Annotated in this window: 23 protein-coding genes and 1 riboswitch; of the genes, 13 read left to right on the top strand and 10 right to left on the bottom strand. The window is 65.2% G+C overall.

From position 1 onward, the window contains the following. Positions 1–3: 3 nt before the first annotated feature. The 4 genes from moeB to thiO form a co-directional block, all read right to left on the bottom strand. Positions 4–1,227: a molybdopterin-synthase adenylyltransferase MoeB gene (moeB, locus tag ACPUD7_RS06445; RefSeq protein ID WP_425119457.1), complete on the bottom strand. Its 1,224-nt coding sequence runs from the start codon at positions 1,225–1,227 to the stop codon at positions 4–6. Further along, positions 1,224–1,991, bottom strand: a complete 768-nt coding sequence (locus tag ACPUD7_RS06440) for a thiazole synthase (protein ID WP_135538284.1) — start codon at positions 1,989–1,991, stop codon at positions 1,224–1,226. Before ACPUD7_RS06440 ends, moeB begins: the two co-directional genes overlap by 4 nt. Before the next feature lies 1 nt (position 1,992). Beyond that, entirely contained in the window at positions 1,993–2,334 is a 342-nt protein-coding gene (thiS, locus tag ACPUD7_RS06435; RefSeq protein WP_346763074.1) for a sulfur carrier protein ThiS, read from the bottom strand. Continuing rightward, positions 2,327–3,454 (bottom strand): glycine oxidase ThiO, encoded by a 1,128-nt coding sequence (gene thiO / locus ACPUD7_RS06430; RefSeq protein WP_135538286.1) that lies wholly within the window; start codon positions 3,452–3,454, stop codon positions 2,327–2,329. Before thiO ends, thiS begins: the two co-directional genes overlap by 8 nt. Further along, positions 3,444–3,547: riboswitch (TPP riboswitch) on the bottom strand. It overlaps the preceding gene by 11 nt. A gap of 11 nt (positions 3,548–3,558) precedes the next feature. On the opposite strand from thiO, the gene thiE reads away from it, so the two are divergent. Further along, positions 3,559–4,242, top strand: coding sequence for a thiamine phosphate synthase (gene thiE / locus ACPUD7_RS06425; protein ID WP_135538288.1), 684 nt, complete (start codon positions 3,559–3,561; stop codon positions 4,240–4,242). After that, positions 4,239–5,186 carry a 2-dehydropantoate 2-reductase gene (locus tag ACPUD7_RS06420; RefSeq protein WP_135538290.1) on the top strand — a complete coding sequence of 316 codons (948 nt, stop codon included), beginning with the start codon at positions 4,239–4,241 and terminating at the stop codon, positions 5,184–5,186. Before thiE ends, ACPUD7_RS06420 begins: the two co-directional genes overlap by 4 nt. Here ACPUD7_RS06420 and ACPUD7_RS06415 read toward each other — a convergent pair. Beyond that, complete coding sequence (locus ACPUD7_RS06415; RefSeq protein ID WP_135538292.1) at positions 5,140–5,715, bottom strand: histone deacetylase; 576 nt, start codon at positions 5,713–5,715, stop codon at positions 5,140–5,142. The genes ACPUD7_RS06420 and ACPUD7_RS06415 overlap by 47 nt on opposite strands. 131 nt (positions 5,716–5,846) lie before the next feature. Between ACPUD7_RS06415 and ACPUD7_RS06410 the strand changes: the two genes are divergently transcribed. After that, positions 5,847–7,118, top strand: a complete 1,272-nt coding sequence (locus ACPUD7_RS06410) for an alpha-hydroxy acid oxidase (protein ID WP_135538294.1) — start codon at positions 5,847–5,849, stop codon at positions 7,116–7,118. Here the strand turns inward: ACPUD7_RS06410 and ACPUD7_RS06405 are convergent. Continuing rightward, the gene (locus tag ACPUD7_RS06405; RefSeq protein ID WP_425119456.1) at positions 7,096–7,578 is read right to left on the bottom strand and encodes a hypothetical protein; all 483 of its coding nucleotides are present in this window, start codon (positions 7,576–7,578) and stop codon (positions 7,096–7,098) included. The genes ACPUD7_RS06410 and ACPUD7_RS06405 overlap by 23 nt on opposite strands. On the opposite strand from ACPUD7_RS06405, the gene ACPUD7_RS06400 reads away from it, so the two are divergent. The 3 genes from ACPUD7_RS06400 (at position 7,578) to ACPUD7_RS06390 (ending at position 10,331) form a co-directional block, all read left to right on the top strand. Then, complete coding sequence (locus tag ACPUD7_RS06400; protein ID WP_425119455.1) at positions 7,578–7,793, top strand: hypothetical protein; 216 nt, start codon at positions 7,578–7,580, stop codon at positions 7,791–7,793. The two genes, ACPUD7_RS06405 and ACPUD7_RS06400, sit on opposite strands and share 1 nt — an antisense overlap. Positions 7,794–7,854: 61 nt before the next feature. After that, positions 7,855–9,339 (top strand): amino acid permease, encoded by a 1,485-nt coding sequence (locus ACPUD7_RS06395; RefSeq protein ID WP_425119453.1) that lies wholly within the window; start codon positions 7,855–7,857, stop codon positions 9,337–9,339. 38 nt (positions 9,340–9,377) lie between these two features. Then, a complete protein-coding gene (locus ACPUD7_RS06390) occupies positions 9,378–10,331 on the top strand; it encodes an iron-siderophore ABC transporter substrate-binding protein (RefSeq protein ID WP_425119452.1) in 954 nt (317 codons plus the stop codon). Between the two features lie 87 nt (positions 10,332–10,418). Here ACPUD7_RS06390 and ACPUD7_RS06385 read toward each other — a convergent pair whose 3' ends face one another. Continuing rightward, positions 10,419–10,883, bottom strand: coding sequence for an NUDIX hydrolase (locus ACPUD7_RS06385; protein ID WP_425119451.1), 465 nt, complete (start codon positions 10,881–10,883; stop codon positions 10,419–10,421). 94 nt (positions 10,884–10,977) lie between these two features. On the opposite strand from ACPUD7_RS06385, the gene ACPUD7_RS06380 reads away from it, so the two are divergent. The 6 genes from ACPUD7_RS06380 (at position 10,978) to ACPUD7_RS06355 (ending at position 16,318) form a co-directional block, all read left to right on the top strand. Continuing rightward, complete coding sequence (locus ACPUD7_RS06380; RefSeq protein WP_425119450.1) at positions 10,978–11,766, top strand: alpha/beta fold hydrolase; 789 nt, start codon at positions 10,978–10,980, stop codon at positions 11,764–11,766. Between the two features lie 74 nt (positions 11,767–11,840). Then, positions 11,841–12,749 carry a sulfurtransferase gene (locus tag ACPUD7_RS06375; RefSeq protein ID WP_425119449.1) on the top strand — a complete coding sequence of 303 codons (909 nt, stop codon included), beginning with the start codon at positions 11,841–11,843 and terminating at the stop codon, positions 12,747–12,749. Beyond that, positions 12,749–13,234, top strand: coding sequence for a SufE family protein (locus tag ACPUD7_RS06370; RefSeq protein ID WP_135538309.1), 486 nt, complete (start codon positions 12,749–12,751; stop codon positions 13,232–13,234). The genes ACPUD7_RS06375 and ACPUD7_RS06370 overlap by 1 nt, the downstream gene beginning before the upstream one ends. A gap of 98 nt (positions 13,235–13,332) precedes the next feature. Beyond that, entirely contained in the window at positions 13,333–14,400 is a 1,068-nt protein-coding gene (locus ACPUD7_RS06365; RefSeq protein WP_425119448.1) for an iron chelate uptake ABC transporter family permease subunit, read from the top strand. Between the two features lie 86 nt (positions 14,401–14,486). Next, the gene (locus ACPUD7_RS06360) at positions 14,487–15,500 is read left to right on the top strand and encodes a FecCD family ABC transporter permease (RefSeq protein ID WP_425119489.1); all 1,014 of its coding nucleotides are present in this window, start codon (positions 14,487–14,489) and stop codon (positions 15,498–15,500) included. Continuing rightward, positions 15,497–16,318 carry an ABC transporter ATP-binding protein gene (locus ACPUD7_RS06355; protein ID WP_425119447.1) on the top strand — a complete coding sequence of 274 codons (822 nt, stop codon included), beginning with the start codon at positions 15,497–15,499 and terminating at the stop codon, positions 16,316–16,318. Before ACPUD7_RS06360 ends, ACPUD7_RS06355 begins: the two co-directional genes overlap by 4 nt. Before the next feature lie 80 nt (positions 16,319–16,398). Here the strand turns inward: ACPUD7_RS06355 and ACPUD7_RS06350 are convergent, their stop codons facing one another. Genes ACPUD7_RS06350 through ACPUD7_RS06340 form a run of 3 tightly spaced genes read right to left on the bottom strand, consistent with a single transcriptional unit; the run spans position 16,399 to position 18,215 of the window. Beyond that, positions 16,399–17,418: a DUF808 domain-containing protein gene (locus ACPUD7_RS06350; RefSeq protein ID WP_425119446.1), complete on the bottom strand. Its 1,020-nt coding sequence runs from the start codon at positions 17,416–17,418 to the stop codon at positions 16,399–16,401. Then, on the bottom strand, positions 17,419–17,739 hold the full coding sequence (locus tag ACPUD7_RS06345; RefSeq protein WP_425119445.1) for an META domain-containing protein: 321 nt from the start codon (positions 17,737–17,739) through the stop codon (positions 17,419–17,421). After that, positions 17,736–18,215, bottom strand: a complete 480-nt coding sequence (locus ACPUD7_RS06340; RefSeq protein WP_135538320.1) for an META domain-containing protein — start codon at positions 18,213–18,215, stop codon at positions 17,736–17,738. Before ACPUD7_RS06340 ends, ACPUD7_RS06345 begins: the two co-directional genes overlap by 4 nt. A 244-nt stretch (positions 18,216–18,459) precedes the next feature. Between ACPUD7_RS06340 and ACPUD7_RS06335 the strand changes: the two genes are divergently transcribed. Further along, the gene (locus ACPUD7_RS06335) at positions 18,460–20,373 is read left to right on the top strand and encodes a S1 family peptidase (RefSeq protein ID WP_135538322.1); all 1,914 of its coding nucleotides are present in this window, start codon (positions 18,460–18,462) and stop codon (positions 20,371–20,373) included. The last annotated feature ends 4 nt before the right edge of the window (positions 20,374–20,377 follow it).

Raw genomic sequence — 20,377 nt, 5'->3', positions numbered from 1 at the left:
GGCTCAGGAGAAGCGGCCGGCAGCGTCCTCGCCGGTCTCGTCCTGGGCCGCCCAGGCGTCGATCCCGCCTGCCAGGGACCGCAGCCGCATCGCGGGCGGTGCGTCCTTCGTGAGCAGAGAGACTGCCTCGGCCGAACGCACCCCTGACTTGCAATGGACGACGACCTCGCGCCGGGCAGGCCCCTCGGCCGCAGAGTCGCACACCTCGGAGACGGCGTCCCAGCCGTGTTCGCGGATCCGCTCCAAGGGCAGATGGAGACTGCCCGGGATGACTCTCAGCGCCCGCTCCCAGTCCTCCCGGACGTCGAGGAGCACCGTCGTGTCCCCGAGCGAGAGCAGTTCGGCCGGGTCGATCTCCTCCACTCCGGCCGCTGAGCCGTCGGCCGCGGCACTCGTGGATGCGGTGACAGCACAGGCGGCGGCCACCTCGGTGAGGTCGGTGACGGTCGGCCGATCGGGATCGGGGGAGAACCGCAGCGTCGAATACTCCCCGGCCAAAGCGTCATAGCGCAGCAGCCTGCCGATGAACGGTGTGCCGATGCCGCAGATGAGTTTGATCGCCTCGGTGGCCATCGCGGAACCGACGGTCCCGCACAGCACACCGAGCACCCCGCCCTCGGCGCAGTTGGGCACCGAATCAGGGTCGGGGATGTCGGGGAACAGGTCGCGCAGCATCGGTCCGTGGCCGGGCACGAAGGTGCTCACCTGGCCGGAGAACCGGAAGATCGTGCCCCACACCAGCGGCGTGCCGGTGAGCTCAGCGGCATCATTGGACAGGTAGCGGGTGGCGAAGTTATCGGCCCCGTCGAGGACCACATCGTGTCCGGAGAAGAGGTCGAGCGCATTGTCCGGATTCAGACGGCCCTCGATCGTCCGGACGGTCAGATCCGGGTCGAGCCGGTGCAGTGCGGCGGCGGCCGATTCGACCTTCGACCGGCCCACATCGGCCGTGCCGTGGATGATCTGGCGCTGCAGATTCGAGGTCTCGACCACATCATCGTCGACGATCGTGATCGATCCGATCCCGGCCGCCGCCAGATAGTTGAGCACTGGGGAGCCGAGTCCGCCGGCACCGATGACCAGCACCGAGGCGGCCCGCAGCCGCCGTTGACCCTCGAGTCCGAAACTCGGCAGGCTGAGGTGACGGGAGTAGCGTGCGATCTCCTCCGGTGACAGCGGTGGCCCGGGGGCCACCAGCGGAGCCAATCGGGAGTCGGCGGCGGTCATCGTGATCCGACCATTCCGTCCAGCGGCGAGGACGCCAGCGCCAGCGGCCGCTTCGGGATGCGTCCGGCACCGGCGGCCAGATGCCCGGCCTTGACGGCCAGGGACATCGCCCGGGCCATGGCGTGCGCATCATGAGCGCGGGTGACCGCTGAGGCCAGAAGCACCGCGGTGCACCCGAGTTCCATCGCCAGGGCCGCATCGGAGGCGGTGCCGACACCGGCGTCGAGGATGATCGGCACCTCGGCCCGGTCGACGATGGTTTCGATATTGTGCGGGTTGAGGATGCCCAGTCCGCTGCCGATGGGCGCACCGGCGGGCATCACCGCCGCCACTCCTGCATCTTCGAGGCGTTTGGCCAGTGCAGGGTCGTCGTTCGTGTACGCGAAGACGGTGAAGCCGTCGAGGACGAGCTCCTCGGCGGCGGTGAAGAGTTCGATCGGATCCGGCAGCAGGGTGTCCTCATCGGCGATGACTTCGAGCTTCAGCCAATTCGTCTCGAGTGCCTCCCGGGCCAGCTGCGCCGTGAGCACAGCATCCCGGGCGGTATAGCATCCGGCCGTGTTCGGCAGGATGCGGATGCCCAAGCGGTCGAGCAGCTTGAATACCGAATCACGTGACTGCGCATCGAAGCGACGCATCGCCACAGTCGTCAGTTCCGTCCCCGAGGCCTGCAGAGCGGCATCGAGGATGCTCAGCGAGCTCGCCCCTCCGGTGCCCATGACGAGCCGGGAGGTCATGTCCACACCATCGATCGTCCAGGTCATCTCAGCCTCCCTGCACCGCGGTGACGATGTCGACGGTGTGCCCGTCGGACAGAGTGAAGTCGGACCACATGCCGCGACGGATGACCTCGCCGTCGACGGCCACGGCGATGCCCAGTCGTCCTCCGTCGGCCGGGGTTCCGTCGCTGTGCAGCTGCCGTCCGGTGACCTCGGCGACGAGGTCGAGCGCCGAGGATGTGGTGAGCTCACGGCGTTCCCCGTTGAGAACGATGGACGGTGAATGGGCGGCTCGGGGTGTCGATGCGGATCGGGTCATATCGGGCTCCTCTTCGAAGTGATGATGGTCGGGGCTGAACAGGTGGCGGGTGAACACGGCATCAGGCATTCGACACCGGCGCCGCCTCGGAGAAACGATGTGGGGAGACGGAATCGAGGGCACCGTCGGGCAACCAGTCCGGGGAGATCCCGAGGGCGAGCTCGGCCCCCAACCGTCCGCCGAGAGGGGCGAGCAGAATTCCGTGACGGAAGTACCCGGTGCTCACGACACAGCCGTCGTCGGCACGGCCGATGAACGGCAGATCGTCGGGGGAGCCGGGGCGGGCCCGAGTCGTGACCTCGGTGATGTCACAGTCGAGGATGCCGGGGACGAGGCGCTGACCGTCCTGGAGCAGACGGTGCACAGCCCCGGCAGATGTGGCGGATCGACCGTCCTCACGGGAACTGGCCCCGAGCACGATCTCACCGTCCGGACGCGGAACGAGGTAGACGGCCCGACCGTTGACCAAACCACGGATGGTGCGAGTGAGCAGGGGAGTGTGCTCGGCCTGGGTCCGTAACCGGAGCACATCACCCCACACCTGTCGCACGGGCAGGACCGGAGCACCGGTGATCGATGCGCTGCCGGTGCTCAGCACCACCTGGTCGGCCTCGAGACTGCGCCCGTCGGCCAGTCTGACTCCGATGGTCGTCTCGCCACGGCGAACCACCTCGGTGACTGTTTCTCGGACAAGCGTCTCCGTGGTCATCGACAGCAGCGCCGCGCTCAGTCGCCGGGGATCGACCGACCAGTCGTCGGGGATGTCCACGGCGCCGATGATCGAGGGGGCCAGAGAGGGCTCGACCGCCCGGGCCTTCGACCCGGAGATGAGTTCGGTGGTGAACCCGGCTGCTGACTGGGCCCCGCGCAGTTCCCGCAGGGTCTGCAGATCGGCCCGGTCGCCGGCGCACACGAGAGTCCCGGTGGAATTGAGCCCCAGCTCGGCTCCCGTTGCGCTCGCCACCTCGGCAGTGAACCCGGGGTACAACTCACCGGATGATCGCATCAGCGGATACAGGGGAGTCTGACCCCACACCACTTCGGCGGCCGGGGCGATCATCCCCGCCGCGGCATGGGAGGCTCCCTGGGCGGGGGTGGGATCGATGATGGTGACGACTGCACCGAGGCGGCGCAGATGCCAAGCCGTGGCCAGGCCGATGATTCCGGCGCCGACGACGATGACGTGCATGGATTCTCCCTCCGGCGGCATAACCCGCATCAGGTCTGACGGTCGGCTCTTACGCCCTCTCAGCCTCGTTGGGAGGCTCCCGCGAACTCCTCTACTCTATGACCATGACCACAGATATTCCACCGCGCACCGAAAGGCCCGGAACACTGCGGGCCCGACGGGAAGCCCAGTTGGCAGATTCCACGCTCTACCTGTGCACCGATGCCAGAGGCGACGAAGGGGATCTGCCCGACTTCCTTCGGGCCGCCTATGCCGGGGGAGTCGACATCATCCAACTTCGCGACAAGACCCTTGAGGCCAAAGCCGAGATCGCCGCCCTCGAAGTGCTGCGCGACATCGCCGCCGAACACGGAAAACTCTTCTCTGTCAATGACCGTGCCGATGTCGCACTCCTCACCGGAGCTGACGTCTTCCATGTCGGACAGGGCGACCTCACCAGCGCCCAGGCCCGCACCGTCCTCGGCCCCGACGTCATCCTCGGCCGCTCCACCCATTCCCTGGACCAGGCGCTCGCCGCCGAGGCGGATCCGGAGGTCGACTACTTCTGCGTCGGACCGGTGTGGGAGACGCCGACGAAACCCGGCCGACCGGCCGTGGGCAGGTCTCTGCTCACCGAGGTGGCCGCCTCGGTGAGCACACCCTGGTTCGCCATCGGCGGGATTGCGGCAGGACCGCGGCTGACGGCGATCCGGCAAGCGGGCGCGAACCGGGCGGTGGTCGTGCGTGCGATAACCTCGGCAGAGGACCCCGCTGCGGCCGCACGGGAACTCAAGGAGGCGCTGGAATGACCGAGACGACGAATGCCCGACCCGACGGACCCGCGATCCTCATCGCCGGGGCCGGAGCCACCGGTGGGGCTTTCGGGTCCTACCTGCTCGAGGCCGGCCGCGACGTCACCTTCCTCCTCCGCGAGGCCAAGGCGGAGCGGATCCGCGCCGCCGGACTGCGCTTCGTCTCACCCGACGCAGACCGGACGAATTCCGTGAATGTGCTCACCGCGGCCGAACTCCACGAGGCTCCGCGTGCGTTCGACCTCGTCATCATCGCGGTCAAAGCCAATGGACTCGACTCGGTGCTCACCGACATCCGCCCTGCCGTCGGTCCGGAGACGAAGATCATCCCCTTCCTCAACGGCATGGCGCAGATCGATCGGCTGGCGGAGGACTACCCGGGGCAGGTGCTCGGCGGGCTCGTCAAGATCGTGGGCACGATCAAGGACGATGCGGTCCATCAGCTCACCGACCTGTCCGTGATGACGATCGGCGACCTCGACGGGACGGCGGTGCCCGCCCCGATCACCGCGGCTCTCGACGTGCCCGGGTACCGGCTGCAGGTCATCGACGGCATCATCGACGGGCTGTGGGAGAAATGGGCTTTCATCGCTGCCGCCGGCGTCGTCACCTGCCTCTTCCGGGCCCCGGTGGGCGCGATCATGAGCGCCGGCGGACGTGATCAGGTGCTGCAGATCATCGACGAGATCGAAGCCGTGGCGAACGCCGCCGGGCACCCGGTGTCGGAGAAGTCGCACGCCGTGACGGTGAAGATGCTCACCGAGGAGGGGTCGGCGTTCACCTCATCCCTCTACCGGGACGTCACTGCGGGTCTGGACAGCGAAGCCGAGCACATCCTCGGCGATCTGGCTACGAAGGCCGCCGGGCTGGGAGTCCGGACCCCGCTGCTCGACCTTACGCTTGTGCAGCTGCGTGCAGGTGCAGCCCGGAAGCAGCACTGACCTCGGCCGCTCCCGTGTGCAGCATCGCCAGATAGGGTTCGCTGGGCTGAGTGTGCTCGATGTCAGCCGAACCATGCGAAGCAGTGAATGTGACCATCGGAACGTCGTCGAGCGTGTCGAGGACGATGAGAGTCTCATATCCGCCGGGGCCGACCGAATGCGAGGTACCGGCGGGCAGGTCGAACACGAGGCGCTCCAGCGGGGAATCGGCGGCCGGGGGCCGATTCATCTCTTGGGATGCGACATCGGCGAACTGTGCGGCGGTGATGAGATAGGCCTTGGCCGGGGTGGGGCCGGGCACGTGATGGTCATAGAAGGCCATTCCGCCGCCCCAGACTCTCGAAGCTCCGGCGAAGTAGATCGTGCCAGGCAGTTCGATTCCGGCCTCGGCACGGGGCAGAGTCGTGTCCCGTGCTCCCGGATAGGTGACCTGGGCTCCGGGTGGTCGCCCGCCCTGCAGATAGCAGGCGAGCCGATCACGAGCCATGTTCGAACCGTAGCTGACGTACCACACATGCGTTTGAGACATCACCTCCATGATGCCATCTCCGCCCCGCAACGCGTGGAACCGGGCGGCGCGGTTCGCATCGCGGTCGGCCCGGCCGGAGCCGAGACTCCGTGCCTAGACTGGCGGTTCCGCGATCGTGAGCTAGGAGAGAGATGAAGCGTCGATTCCCCGACATCAGAGAGCTTGCCCCGCTGCTGCAGTTCGAGCCGCCCCGGTTCGATCGCGTCGCGGCCAGACTCGAATCCGCCGCCGATATCTGGGACCTTCGCCGCATCGCGAAACGGGTGACGCCGACGGCGCCCTTCGACTACGTCGACGGAGGTGCGCTCGACGAGCACACGCTGCGCAAGAATCGCCAGGTCTTCGCCGACGTCGAACTCCTCCCGCGGATTCTGCATGGAGTCGACGTTCCGAACACATCGACGACGATCGCCGGTCAGGACACTGCGCTGCCATTCGGCATCGCCCCGACCGGCTACACGCGGATGATGCATTCCGAGGGGGAGATCGGGGGAGTTCGCGCCGCGGCGAAGGCCGACATTCCCTTCTCCCTCTCAACGATGGGCACGCGGTCGATCGAGGAGGTCGCGCAGGCGGCACCGGGATCGACGCGGTGGTTCCAGCTCTATCTGTGGAAGGACCGCGAACGCAGCCTCGACCTGCTTCAGCGCGCCCAGGCCAGCGGATATGAGACCCTGCTCGTGACCGTCGACACTCCGATCACGGGACTGCGTCTGCGCGATAACCGCAACGGACTCTCGATTCCGCCGAAGCTGACCTTCAAAACGATTCTGGACGCCTCCTACCGACCCGGTTGGTGGTTCAACTTCCTCACGACCGAACCGCCGAAGTATGCCTCCTTGTCGAGCTCTTCGCAGTCCTTGGCCGAGTTGACGCGGACGATGTTCGATCCGACGCTTGATCTCGATGACCTCAGGTGGATCCGCGAGCAGTGGAAGGGCCGACTCTTCGTCAAAGGCGTCCTCACCGCCGAGGATGCCAGCAGGGCCCGGTCCATCGGTGCCGACGGCCTGGTCGTGTCCAACCACGGAGGGCGCCAGCTCGATCGCGCTCCCGACTCCCTGACCGCGCTGGCAGAGGTGCGTGCGGCGGTCGGAGAGGAGATGGAGCTCATCCTCGACTCCGGAATCATGTCCGGTACCGACGTCGTGGCCGCGTTGTGCGCCGGAGCGGATTTCGTACTCATCGGCCGGGCTTATCTCTACGGACTGATGGCCGGCGGACAGCGCGGGGTGGAGCGGGCCATCGACCTGATCCGGACCGAAATGCTGACTGCCATGGGGCTGATGGGCGCCCGGAATATCTCCGACCTCGGGCCGCAGTTGGCCAGAGGGCTTCCGACAGCTGCCGATTTGCCCGACGAGGCACCGGGCTGGCGCCTCACGCCTGAAGCAGACGTTTGAGCAGACGGAACTGCTGACCGGCGGCAGCCTCGAGGTCGCCGCCGGTCAGCCTGTCGCCGTCGACCTGCCGCAGCGCCGATTCGTCGAAGGCCGTCAACAGGGTCGCAGCCGCCAGGGCCTGGAGGTCTGCCGGGCAGTCCGCATCGACGGCGCCTGTCTCCCGTCCGACCTCCAACACCGACGAGATCCACGTCCTGTAGTCGTGGTCAAGACTGCTCACACCGGGATCGGCCCGATTGGCATGCACGATCCGCCACAGCAGTTCGAGGGCCCGACTCTGCGGCCAGACATGCAGGGCATCGTCGAAGATGTCGGCCGCAGTCGCCCAGAAATCAGAGGCGAAATCGCTCGGGTCCGGGGGAGTCCACTCCTTCCTCGCCTGCTCCCGAAGCTCATCGACGACCAGTGACAACAGTGATTCTTTGGAGTCGATGACGTGGTAGAAGGAGCTCTTGCTCATTGGCCCGCTACGAGGCCGTCCAGCGGCCCCGAGTCGAACAGGCACAGTCCACCTCTCGACAACTGGCCGGCCTCATGTTCCACCTGCCCAAGATCCTGACCGGTCCGCGAGAACTCCTCTTCCGACTGGTGAGCATCAAGGCCGCACTGGCACCGATCATCGACCTGCTCAAGCACCCGGCTGGAACGGACAAGGTGCGCAGCTCCGACAACTGAATGTGGTAAAAATGGCCGGGGCCCGAACGGGACGCCGGTCGCACGACAGTCAAGGGACACGATGAAAACAGCAGCCGCCTCGGCGATGGAGAACCGCGAACTCAAACGGGGGCTGAAGTCGCGTCACCTGCAGATGATCGCCATCGGCGGAGCCATCGGCACCGGACTCTTCCTCGGATCCGGCGGCACCATCTCCCAAGCCGGACCCGGCGGTGCCCTGCTGGCGTATGCGGCCATCGGTGTCATGGTCCTCTTCGTCATGCAGTCGCTGGGGGAGATGTCGACGCACCTTCCGGTGGCAGGTTCCTTCCATACCTACGGCGCGAAGTACGTCAGCCGCTCCTTCGGCTTCGCGATGGGCTGGAACTACTGGTTCAACTGGGCGATCACCCTCGCTGCCGAACTCGTGGCCGCCGGAGTCATCATGTCCTTCTGGTACCCCGGCGTGCCATCGTGGATCTGGGCGGCCAGCTTCCTCATCCTCCTCGGCGGTCTCAACTTCCTATCCGCGAGGGCCTTCGGCGAAGGCGAATTCTGGTTCGCCGCGATCAAGGTCACCGCAGTGCTCGCGTTCCTCGTCCTCGGCGTACTCATGATCATCGGCATCATCGGCGGTTCCTCGCCGGGGGTGGAGAATTGGACGACGGGGCAGGCCCCGTTCGTCGGCGGGTGGATGTCGGTCGTCAGCGTGTTCATGATCGCCGGCTTCTCATTCCAGGGCACAGAGCTCGTCGGCGTGACCGCCGGGGAATCCGAGAACCCGCGCCGAGACATGCCCCGGGCCATCCGGACCGTGTTCTGGCGCATCATGCTCTTCTACATCGGCGCGATCATCATCATCGGCTTCCTCCTGCCCTACACCGACCCTTCGCTCCTGGCCTCGGCGAACAACGAGGACATCACGGCCTCACCTTTCACGCTCGTCTTCGAGCGCGCCGGAATCGCTGTCGCCGCGGGTGTGATGAATGCCGTCATCCTCACCGCGATCCTGTCTGCCGGCAACTCCGGTCTCTACGCTTCGACCCGCATGCTCTACGCCATGGCGAAAGAGGGAACCGCGCCGAGGATGTTCGCCCGACTCAACGCGCGCGGAGTCCCCGTCATGGCACTGCTGGCCACCGCGGTCATCGGCCTGTTCGGATTCCTCACCGAGATCATGGGCGACGGCGGTGCCTATACGTGGCTGATGAATGTCTCCGGCCTGTCCGGGTTCATCGTCTGGGTCGGCATCGCCTGGTGTCACTTCCGCTTCCGCCGTGCCTATGTGCGCCAAGGCCACAGCATCGACGATCTGCCGTACCGGGCGCCGCTGTTCCCGATCGGCCCGGTCATCGCGCTCATCATGCTCATCGTCGTCATCATCGGCCAGAACGTGCAGGCCATCGTCAACGGGCAGCTGCTCCAGGTCGCCAGCGCCTATGCCGGGCTGCCGGCGTTCCTGCTCCTGTGGCTCATCCACCGCATCCTCACCGGCCGTGCCTCCGGCGTCGTCGCCCTCGACGAGATGGACGTCGCCGGGTTGAAGATCACGGATTCCGAAAAATGAGTTAAGCTAGGCTCGCCTAACTACTTGAGAAGGAATCCATGCGCCGTATTCTCGCCCCACTGTTCGCCTCTGTTCTCGTCCTTGCCGGCTGCGGCGGGGGAGGTGCTGCCGAGGAGGCCTCCGGGCCCAGCGTCGAGACGAAGTTCGGTTCCGTCGAAGTCCCCTCCGACCCGCAGCGCGTCGTCGCTCTGGGCTGGGGCGACGCCGAGACGGCCCTCGCGCTCGGGGTGCAGCCCGTCGGTGCCTCCGACTGGGTCGAATTCGGCGGTCAGGGCGTCGGCCCCTGGGCAGAGGATCTCTACGATGAGGCTCCCGAGATCATCGCCACGATGGAACCCGACTACGAGGCGATCGCCGCCCTCGAACCCGACCTCATCCTCGACACGAAGAGCTCCGGCGAGCAGAAGCGCTACGACCGTCTCTCCGAGATCGCCCCGACCGTCGGTGCGCCGGAAGGCGGAGACAACTACCTGACGACGATGGACCAGCAGGTTGATCTCGTCGCCGAGGCCCTCGGCAAGGAAGACGACGGCAAGAAGCTCCTCGAGGACCTCGATGAGAAGTTCGCATCCGTGCGCAAGGATCACCCGGAGTTCGCCGGCAAGTCCGTGACTGTGGGGTCGAAGACCTCGGAAGGCTGGGGTGCCTACGTCGAGGGTTCGGAACGTGTGGAGTTCATGAAGAACCTCGGCTTCGAGCCGTCGGAGAAGATCGCGGCGCTCAAACCCGAAGGCTTCAGCGTGAGCATCTCCGAGGAGAAGCTCGACCAGCTCGACGCCGACCTGCTCGTCGTCTTCCCCATCTACATCAAGGACGCCGAGGTCACGGACGATCCCGCGTTCAAACGCGTGCCTGCGGTCGAAGACGGCCACGACCTGGTGCTCACCGAAGACCTCGACGATGTGCGCCAGGCCTTCTCACTGAACTCGGTGCTCTCGGCTTCCTTCGCCGCGGATGAGATGCCCGATCTCATCGCCGACACGCTGAACTGAGGCGAACGGGCCGCCGGCTGAGCCGACAGACGGCCGAGGCGAAGAAACCGGCCCCGAGGACTCTGTGCCTCGGGGCCCGTCGCGTTCTCAGTCTCGCCCGTCGCCGCGCAGCGCCTCCAGGCCGACGTTGATGATGCGGGCATGGCGGATGTCGGTGAGAGACTCGATCGCCAGCCATTCTGCCCGATCCGTAGTCCCGTCGACCTCGAGCGTGCCCAGAGTCCCTCCGGTGATCCGCGCCTCGAAGACGACACGCACTCCTTTGAACGGCCGAGCCGTCGAAGCTCCGAATGCGGGATTGCGGCGCGATTCCGTGAACGAATGCGTGGTCAGGGGACGGACGAGCTCCGCATCGTAGCCGGTCTCCTCTTTGATCTCCCGGATCGTGCCCTCTTCGATGCTCTCGGAGAACTCGATCCCGCCGCCGGGCAGCGTCCAGATCGCGTGGGAGTGATCCCGCCCTCCGTTGAACCAGCTGAGGAGGATTTCGTCGTCATCGTTGACGATGATCGCATAACCGGCAAGGCGAGTGTCATATTCGGAGAAGTGCATGCCCTCACCCTACCCGCGCCCCGTTCCGAGGCCGATGGAACCGAATCCGATGAGGCGAGCTCGACCGCATCCGCTCACCGGATAGTCTGGAGGGGTGACTTCCATCAGCAGCAGACTCATCGGTGACTCGGGCCCGCGCCTCGTCTTCCTCCACGGGCTCTTCGGTCGAGGCAAGAACTTCACTCAGATCGCCAAGGCACTCGAACCCGAGTATTCGAGCCTGCTCGTCGACCTGCCCAACCACGGCGACTCCGACTGGACCGAGACCTTCGACTACATCGATATCGCCGATGCCGTGGCCGACCATATCGTCGATGCGATCGACGACGATCGCAGGCCCGTGCATCTGGTCGGACACTCCCTGGGCGGGAAGGTCGCCATGGTGCTCGCACTGCGCCACCCGCAGCTGATCAACAGACTCGTCATCGTCGACATCGGACCCAACGCAGGCGGATCGACCGGCGTCTTCGACCACCTGCTCTCCAGCCTCGCCGCCCTCGATCTGGATCAGGTCGGATCGCGCAAGGACGCCGACGCCGCACTGCGAGAGCCGATCCCCGCGGCGGCGATCCGGGGATTCCTGCTGCAGAACCTGCGCCCCACCTTGGCGGGCCTCGCCTGGCAGCCCAACCTCGCACTGCTGCATGCCAGCCTTGATGTCATCGGCGACTTCCCCGACCTCGGTGACGCAGAATTCGACCGCCCGGTCCTGTGGGTGGCCGGTGAGAGATCCGACTATGTCAGCCGCGAGGATCTGCCCCAGATGCGGGCGCTGTTCCCCCGTACCACGCTGCTCACCGTCAAAGGGGCCGGGCACTGGGTGCACTCGGAGAAGCCGCAGGCCTTCGTCTCGGCACTCGTGACATTTCTCGGCCGACCCTGAAAAGGGAATATGCTGGTTGAGCACGACGTTGCCCCAACGAGCACGTCACCGTGACTACATTTCAGGAGGAATGCGTGAGCACTTCGATCCCGGCCGATCCCACACCGAAGTTCGCCGAATACGCGGACGGAACCCGACTGGTCAGCACCGATTGGGTCGCTGAACATGCTGGTGATCCCGGACTCGTCATCGTCGAAAGCGACGAGGACGTACTGCTCTACGAGACCGGCCACATCCCAGGAGCGGTCAAGGTCGATTGGCACACCGAGCTCAACGATTCCGTGACCCGCGACTATGTCGATGGGGAAGGCTTCGCCGCGCTCATGTCGCGTAAGGGCATCTCCCGCGATGACACGATCATCGTCTATGGCGACAAATCCAACTGGTGGGCCGCCTATGCGCTGTGGGTCTTCACTCTCTTCGGTCACGAAGACGTCCGCCTCATGGACGGCGGTCGCGCCAAATGGCAGGCCGAAGGCCGTGAGATGGCGACGGAGAAGCCGCAGCCCGAACCCACCGAGTACCCGGTCGTCGAGCGCGACGATTCGGCGATTCGCGCCTTCCTGCCCGAGGTTCGAGACAGCCTCGGCGACTTGCCGCTCATCGATGTGCGCAGCCCTGAAGAATTCTCCGGAGAACGCACCCACATGCCCGCCTACCCGGAGGAGGGCGCACTGCGCGGCGGTCACATCCCCGGCGCGAAGTCGATGCCCTGGGGCAAGGCAGCCAACGAGGACGGCACGTTCAAGTCGGCGGCCGAGCTGCGCGAGCTCTACACGGAGCAGGCCGGACTGGGCGAAAGCGAAGAGGTCATCGCCTACTGCCGCATCGGCGAACGCTCCAGTCACACCTGGTTCGTCCTCACACACCTGCTCGGCTACGACAAGGTCCGCAACTACGACGGCTCCTGGACCGAATGGGGCAATGTCGTGGGCGTGCCGATCGTCACCGGCTCCGAGCCCGGGGAGGTCTCCGGACGCTGATGGCCGAGACCACCACCCCCGAGACCGCCGACCTGCCCGAGGGCCTGGCCGAGATCGTCACCGATTTCGCTGAGACACCGGCCGACGATCGTCTGCAGGTGCTGCTCGAGTTCGCCACGGATCTGCCGGATCTGCCGGAGAAGTACACGGATCATCCCGAACTGCTTGAGCCCGTGCCCGAGTGCCAGTCTCCGATCTTCCTCGTCACCGAGGTCGAATCCCCCGAGGCGGGGGAGCAGGCCGAAGTGCGGCTGCACTTCTCCGCCCCGCCGGAATCGCCGACGACTCGCGGATTCGCCGGGATCCTCCACGAGGGGCTCGACGGGTCCACCGCCGAAGTGATCCTCTCAGTTCCTTCGGATCTGCCGCTGCGACTGTCGCTGTCCGATATCGTCAGCCCGCTGCGGCTGCGCGGCATGAGCGGAATGCTCTCCCGGATCCAGCGCCAGGTGTCTGAGAGGATCGGCAAGATCACAGTTCGGTGAGACCGATTTCGCTTGGCTGAGGTGGATCAGTGGGTTACAGTGTGGTTAGCCTGCCCTTAGTCCACTGATGATCAGCTTAACTGCGAAGGACCACCCCGATGACCGGTTCTGCCACCACCGCTGCGGCGGAACCGCACTCCGACACAGGTCGTTCGACCGGTCGGAATCTGTGGGTCAAGCGGGTGGTGGGGCTGGTGGCGGCCGTCATCGCGCTCATCGCCGTGGTGATGGCCTCCCTGGCCGTCGGAGCTCGCGACATGCCGGTCTCCGAGGTGCTCGCAGCCTTCTTCAACCCGACGGGCAGTGATGATCAGCTCGTCGTCCTTGAACTCCGTCTGCCGCGGACGGTGCTCGGCATCCTCGTCGGCATGGGGCTCGGATTGGCGGGCGGACTCATTCAGGCTCTGACCCGCAACCCGCTGGCCGACCCGGGCATCCTCGGAGTCAATGCCGGAGCCTCGTTCGCGATCACCATCGGAGTTGCCTTCTTCGGCGCCGAAACGATCACCGGATACATCTGGTTCGCCTTTGCCGGTGCGCTCATCACCACCGTCGGCGTCTACATCATCGGCTCCGCGGGGCGCAGCCGCACCGTCGACCCGATTCGACTCACCCTGGCCGGAGTCGCCGTGGCCGCCGTGCTGACCGGACTGACCAAAGGCATCCTGCTCACCAACGAACGCGCCTTCGACTCATTCCGTTCCTGGGATGTCGGAGCTGTCGCCGGACGCGATTTCGACACCGTCACCGCGATCCTGCCGTTCATGATCATCGGCACCGTGCTCGCTGTGGGCCTGTCCCATTCGCTCAACGCGGTAGCCCTGGGCGATGACCTCGCCGCCAGCCTCGGCACCTCGGTCAATCGGACGAGAATTCTCTCGATCCTCGCCGTCACCCTGCTCGCCGGCGCGGCCACTGCGGCCGCCGGGCCGATCGGATTCATCGGACTGATGATCCCGCACATCGCCCGGTGGATCGTCGGGCCCGACCAACGGTGGATCCTCGGCTACTCCCTGGTGCTCTCACCGATTCTGCTGCTGGCCTCCGACGTCATCGGCCGAGTCGTGATGAAGCCCGGAGAACTCCAGGTCGGGGTCGTCACCGCGTTCGTCGGCGCACCCGTACTCATCGCACTCGTACGTCGGAAGAAGGCGAGCGGCCTGTGAAGTCCACCGACTCAGCGGTGCACGACCGCACACTCGCACCACGCCCGAGCACTCTGCCCGGAGAGAAGATCGACTTCGGCCGCCCGATGCTGCGGATCTTCGGATTCCGCATCGACATGCGGGTTGTCATCACTGCAGGCATCCTCACTCTGCTCGCACTGGCCTGCGGTTTTGCCGGTCTCATGCTCGGCAAGTTCTCCCTCACCCCGGCCGAGGTGTTCCAAGGTCTGTTCAGCGTGGCGGAGAAGCGCATCGTCAACACCGTGGTCGGGGAGTGGCGGGCCCCGCGGATCATCGCCGGCATCGTCCTCGGCGCCGGGCTCGGCGTCTCCGGTGCGGTCTTCCAGTCCCTGACGCGCAATCCGCTGGGTTCCCCGGACATCATCGGCTTCTCCACCGGTGCCTACACCGGCGGTATCGTCACCATCATCGTCTTCGGCTCGAGCTTCGTGTCCACGGCCGCCGGGGCGATCCTCGGCGGGCTCCTCACCGCTGCGATCGTCTACCTGCTCACGTGGAAGGGCGGTGTGCAGGGGTTCCGCCTCATCATCGTCGGCATCGCTCTGACCGCAATGCTCAACGCCTTCAACACCTGGCTGATCCTCCGTGCCGACCTCGACCTCGCAATGGCCGCCGCCACGTGGGGCGCGGGTACGCTCAACGGCATGGGCTGGCCGACGATCGTCCCGGCCGCCGTTGCCACGATCGTCCTCGGCCTAGCCTGTGCTCTCTTCGCCCGAGACCTGGGCACGCTGGAACTCGGCGATGACACTGCGAAGGCGCTGGGCGTGCGCAACGAACCGGTGCGTGCCGTCCTCATCGTCATCGCGGTCGCACTCGTCGCTGTGGTCACCGCTGCGGCCGGCCCGATCGCCTTCGTCGCATTGGCCGCCCCGCAGATCGGACGACGGATCGCCCGGGCGCAGGGCACCAGCCTGCTCACCTCTGCGGCCGTCGGTGCTCTGCTGCTCGTGGGCGCTGACCTCATCGCCCAGCACGCATTCGGCGACATCCAGCTGCCTGTCGGTGTGATCACCGTGAGCATCGGCGGCATCTATCTCATCTGGCTCCTCATCCAAGAAGCTCGGAAGGCATCATGAGCGCTCCTCATCTCCCCGGCGATCAGTCGCCGCTGGTCGCCCAGAATCTCGATCTGGCCTACGACCACCGACAGATCGTGACCGACCTCGATGTGAGCATTCCCGACGGGAAGTTCTCCATCATCGTCGGACCCAATGCCTGCGGAAAGTCGACTCTGCTCAGGGCCCTGGCCAGACTGCTGCCGCCGGCCAAGGGGTCGGTGCTGCTCGACGGGCACAATATTGCGCAGATGAAGACGAAGAAGATCGCCCAGCGGTTGGGTCTGCTTCCGCAGTCGTCCATCGCCCCGGAGGGGATCACCGTCGCCGAGCTCGTCTCCCGTGGCCGTCATCCTCATCAGTCATTCCTGCGCCAGTGGACCGATGCTGATGAGGAGGCTGTGCTGTCTGCTCTGCGAGCGACGAACACGGAGATTCTGTCCTCGCGGTTGGTCGACGAGCTCTCAGGCGGTCAGCGGCAGCGTGTATGGGTAGCGATGGTCCTGGCTCAGGAGACCTCCCTGCTGCTGCTCGACGAACCGACGACCTTCCTCGACGTCGCCTTCCAGATCGAATTGCTCGACCTGTTCTCGCAGCTGAACAACGAATACGGGCACACGCTGGTCGCCGTGCTCCACGACCTCAATCAGGCGTGCCGTTATGCCGATGAGATCATCGCGATGAAGGACGGCGCGATCGTCGCCCAGGGATCGCCGGAGCAGATCATCACCGCTGAGCTCGTCGATGAGGTCTTCGGAATCAGGTGCACCGTTATCGATGACCCGGTGACCGGTGCCCCGATGATCGTGGCCGGAATGCCGAAGAAGACCTTCGCCTGAGACTGCTCCACCTGGCCAAGCGGCGGATTCCACCTGGCCCGGGGCGTCTTCGCCGGGCCAAGCGGCTTTCCATGCTGCGTTCAGGCTCTGGGAGCGGCGTGCTCTTCGCCTTCGGGGCGGTCCTCACTGTTGTTCTTCTTGTTCACGGTGAAGAGTGCCTTGGCGCCAACGATCACCGCGACGACGATCCCGCCCCAGATTGCTCCCAAGATGAGGGAGAAGACAGTGTTGACCACCCAACCGAGGATCCCGCCGATCGCGGGAACCGCCGCGGCCGGCACCTCGAGGTGGTGGACGAATCCGTAGAGGGCATGGAAACCGAGCTCGTCGGTGCCGACGAGGATGATGTGCCCGCCGACCCAGAGCATGGCGAAAGTGCCGACGACGGAGAGCAGCGTCAGCAGCTTCGGCATGGCACTGACGAGGAAGCGACCGAACCTCTGCGGACCGGGCGAATCCTTCTTCGCCAGGTGCAGTCCGATGTCATCCATCTTCACGATGAGCGCGACGACACCGTAGACCCCCAGCGTGATCGCCAAAGCGACGATGATCAGGATGACGGCTCGACTCGTCAGGGAATCGACGGCTACCTCGTTGAGGGCGATGACCATGATTTCGCAGCTGAGCACGAAATCGGTGGTGATGGCCGAGCGGACGATCTTCTTCTCGGCGGCTGCGCCATCGGCGGCTGCGCCATCGGCTGGCGTGTCCGCACCGGCTGCTTCCTTCTCATGGTGGGCGATCCATCCGAGCTTCTCGAAGACTTTTTCTGCGCCTTCGAAACACAGGTATGTGCCGCCGACCATGAGGAGCGGGGTGAGAAGCCACGGCAGGAACTGACTGAGCAGCAGGATGATCGGCAGAATGATGACGATCTTGTTGACCAGCGAGCCCAAGGCGATGCGTTCGATGATCGGCAGTTCGCGTTTCGGGCTCACGCCTTCGACGAATTTCGGGGTTACGGCGGCATCATCGATGACGACGCCGGCTGCTTTCGCGCCTGCTCGTGAGGCGCCGGCGGCGACATCATCGAGACTGGCGGCAGAGAGCTTGACGAGCGCGGCGACGTCGTCGAGCAGTGCGATGAGACCACCGGCCACTCATCGACCGCCGAGGGCGTAGGTGGTGCCCGCCGGCTGCCGGTGAAGATCGCCGAGGTGGTTGTCGGCTGCGTCGAAGAGCTGCAGCCGATCTCCGTCGGGGGAGACCCTGCGGGCTTTGGGGAGCCACGTGATCATTCCGGGAGCGGCTTTCAGCGTCGTCAGCGAGGGCTTGATCGTGATGCCCTCAGACTCGAGCGTCCATGAGGTAGCGAGGGCATTGGCGCCATCGCTGCCGCGCAGCGTTCCGTCCTCTTGGAATTTGAGGAACGCCCTGTCGTTCTTCTCGGCAACCCAGCGGCCGATGACTTCCTGTGTCATTTCTCTTCCTTCTCCAGACCGCCGATGACCTTGCCGTTGCTGTCCTGGACCTTCATCACGGTGCCCTCGATCGTGGCCGAGGATGCCTTGCTCAGCCAGGGGTCGACACCGGCACAGGCCTTCTGCGTGGTCATGAAGGAGTCGATGGCGATCTCATCGTCCTTGACCTCCCACGTCGTGACGATCGCATTGCAGCCGTCGGAGCCTTTGAGCGAGCCGTCATCGGAGAACTCGAGGAACGGATCGCCCTTCTCCGGGGAGGTCCATTTGCCGACCGGGTCGAGTGCAGCCGCGTCATCACTCGGAGACGAAGTCTCGGTCGATTCGCTCGGCGTCGGGGAGCTCGGATCCTGAGGGTCGGTTCCCGAGTCGCAGGCGGCCAGGGGCAGGGCCAGCGCCAGTGTGGCGATGCCAAGCGCCAGTCTGGACGCCAGACGAGGTGTGGCCGGTGTGCGAAGTGAGGTGTGGTTCGACATGCCCCTGATCATAACGGCCTCGATTCGGAGTCGTCTGCAAGAACCGCTGGAGCAGGGCATCTGGCGACTTCTGTACGTTGTGTTCACTCACAACTCTCATTGTTCTTGCTATGCGTCGTGATCAAACCGTAACCTTTCACACGGTTGAAAATCTGACACCAGAGGCACGAAACATCGGTAACCGTGGATCGTGTTGAGGTACCGGACAATCGAAGCATCGACAACGATCAAGGGAATCAACAGTATGCAGAAGAAACTCGTGCAGAGTTCACTGGCACTGAGCGCCGCCGCGGCGCTCGGCCTGGGCAGCGCGTTCGTCGCGACACCCGCGATGGCCGACAGTGCCCCGCAGAAGCTTGACCTGCAGAGCGAAGCGCACGTTCAGAAGGCGCTGTCCGGAATCGAAGGCGTAAACGCCTACGGTGCCGAAGACGGCGAGCTCAACATCGGCGTTGCCGAAAAGACTGACGAGATCAAGGATCTCGAAAAGCAGTACAAGAACATCAACGTCACCGAGGGCATCAAGGAACTCAAGCCCTACGCGGACAACGACCTCGTCGGTGGCGCCGGTTACCTCGTCAAGGCCGGCGAGAGCGGCGGAGCCTGCTCCACCGGCTTCTCCGGTTGGGACGGCGACGGCAAGCCCGTCGTGCTGACCGCCGGACACTGCTCGAAGATCATCAACGAGGACTCAAACGAGTTCGAAGGTGACACCACGGTCGACCAGACCGAGACGCCCTCGACCTCCGCTGCCAACGGCGGTGAAGGCTTCCAGGCCTCCGGCAACGGCGTCATCGGTAAGTGGGGCTTCGCAAACTTCGGCGGCGATCTTCTCGAAGGTGCCGACGAAGAGGAGTGGCCGAATCCGAGTGAGTCCGACATCGACTTCGCCGTCATCAACGTCGACGAGTCGAAGTACAACGTCAAGGGCGGAATCACCGACTGGTCCACCGCTGATTCGGATGACCTGGCCAAATCGACGACCGAGATCACCAAGGTGGGTGCGCACAAGGAAGGTGCGATCAGCAAGTCGGGCCGGACGACAGGCAAGACCGAGGGCAAGGTACTGCCCCGCGAGTCCTACGACTTTGACTATCAGAACGTCGGCGGGCGCTGGGTCCACGGCTTCGGCGTGACCGCACCGATCGACAAGCCCTTCTCGCAGCCCGGCGACTCCGGCGGAGGCGTCTACCAGGGCAACACCGCGGTCGGTGTCATCTCCGGTGGTGGAGACCTTGACGCGAACACCTCGTTCACCTGGGTCGCCGACCTCGATCACTCGCTCGAGGAGTCCGGCACGGACTTCAAGCTCGAGAAGCCGGGTGAAGAGGTCCCCGATGCTCCGAAGGCTGAGGACCAGACCATCGAGCCCGAGGCGAAGGTCACAGGTCAGGCTGAGCCGGGTTCCAAGGTCAAGGTGACCTGGGAAGCCACGGGTGAAGAAGGCACCGGTGCCCAGGCTGAGGAGCAGGGCTCGAAGACCGTTACGGCGAATAAGGAAGGCAACTTCTCCGTCGAGGGGCCGAAGGCCGAAGGTGACTACAAGTTCACTGCGACTGCGACCGTCGACGGACAGGAGTCGAAGACCACAGAGTTCGACGTGACCGTCGAGAAGGATGAGTCTGAGGCCCCTGCTCCCGCCGAGCGCGAGATCAGCATCGACCCCAAGCAGATCACCGCTTCTGACTTCGTTCAGGAGAAGAAGGGTGTGACGATTACGGTCAAGGGCTTTGACGAAGGTGAGAAGGCGACACTGAAGGTTGCTTCCGGCCCCGAGAACGTCGAAGGCATCACGCTGGATGAGATCGCTAACGAAAACGGCGCGGCTGCATTCTCGATCTACGGCACCAGCGCATCGGATCCCGAGGCTTACCTCGGCAAGTACGATGTCGAGGTCACCGGTGCCAATGACACCGAAGATGAGTCCGCACTGACCGGAACCTTTGAAGTCGTTGCCGATGAAGACGGTACCGGCGGTGGAACCGGCGGCGATGACGACGGAAACAACGACAACGGCAATGACGACGGAAACGGTGACGGCGGATCCGATCTGCCTCGCACCGGTGCCGAACTCACCGGTCTCGCTGCCGGAGCCGGTCTCCTCCTCGTCGGTGGAGCCGCAGTCGTTCTGACCATGCGTCGCAAGAACAACAACTGAGTGC

This window comes from Brevibacterium sp. FAM 24630 (assembly GCF_049804075.1).
GTDB lineage: Bacteria > Actinomycetota > Actinomycetes > Actinomycetales > Brevibacteriaceae > Brevibacterium.
This window is presented reverse-complemented; position numbering and strand designations above follow the sequence as displayed.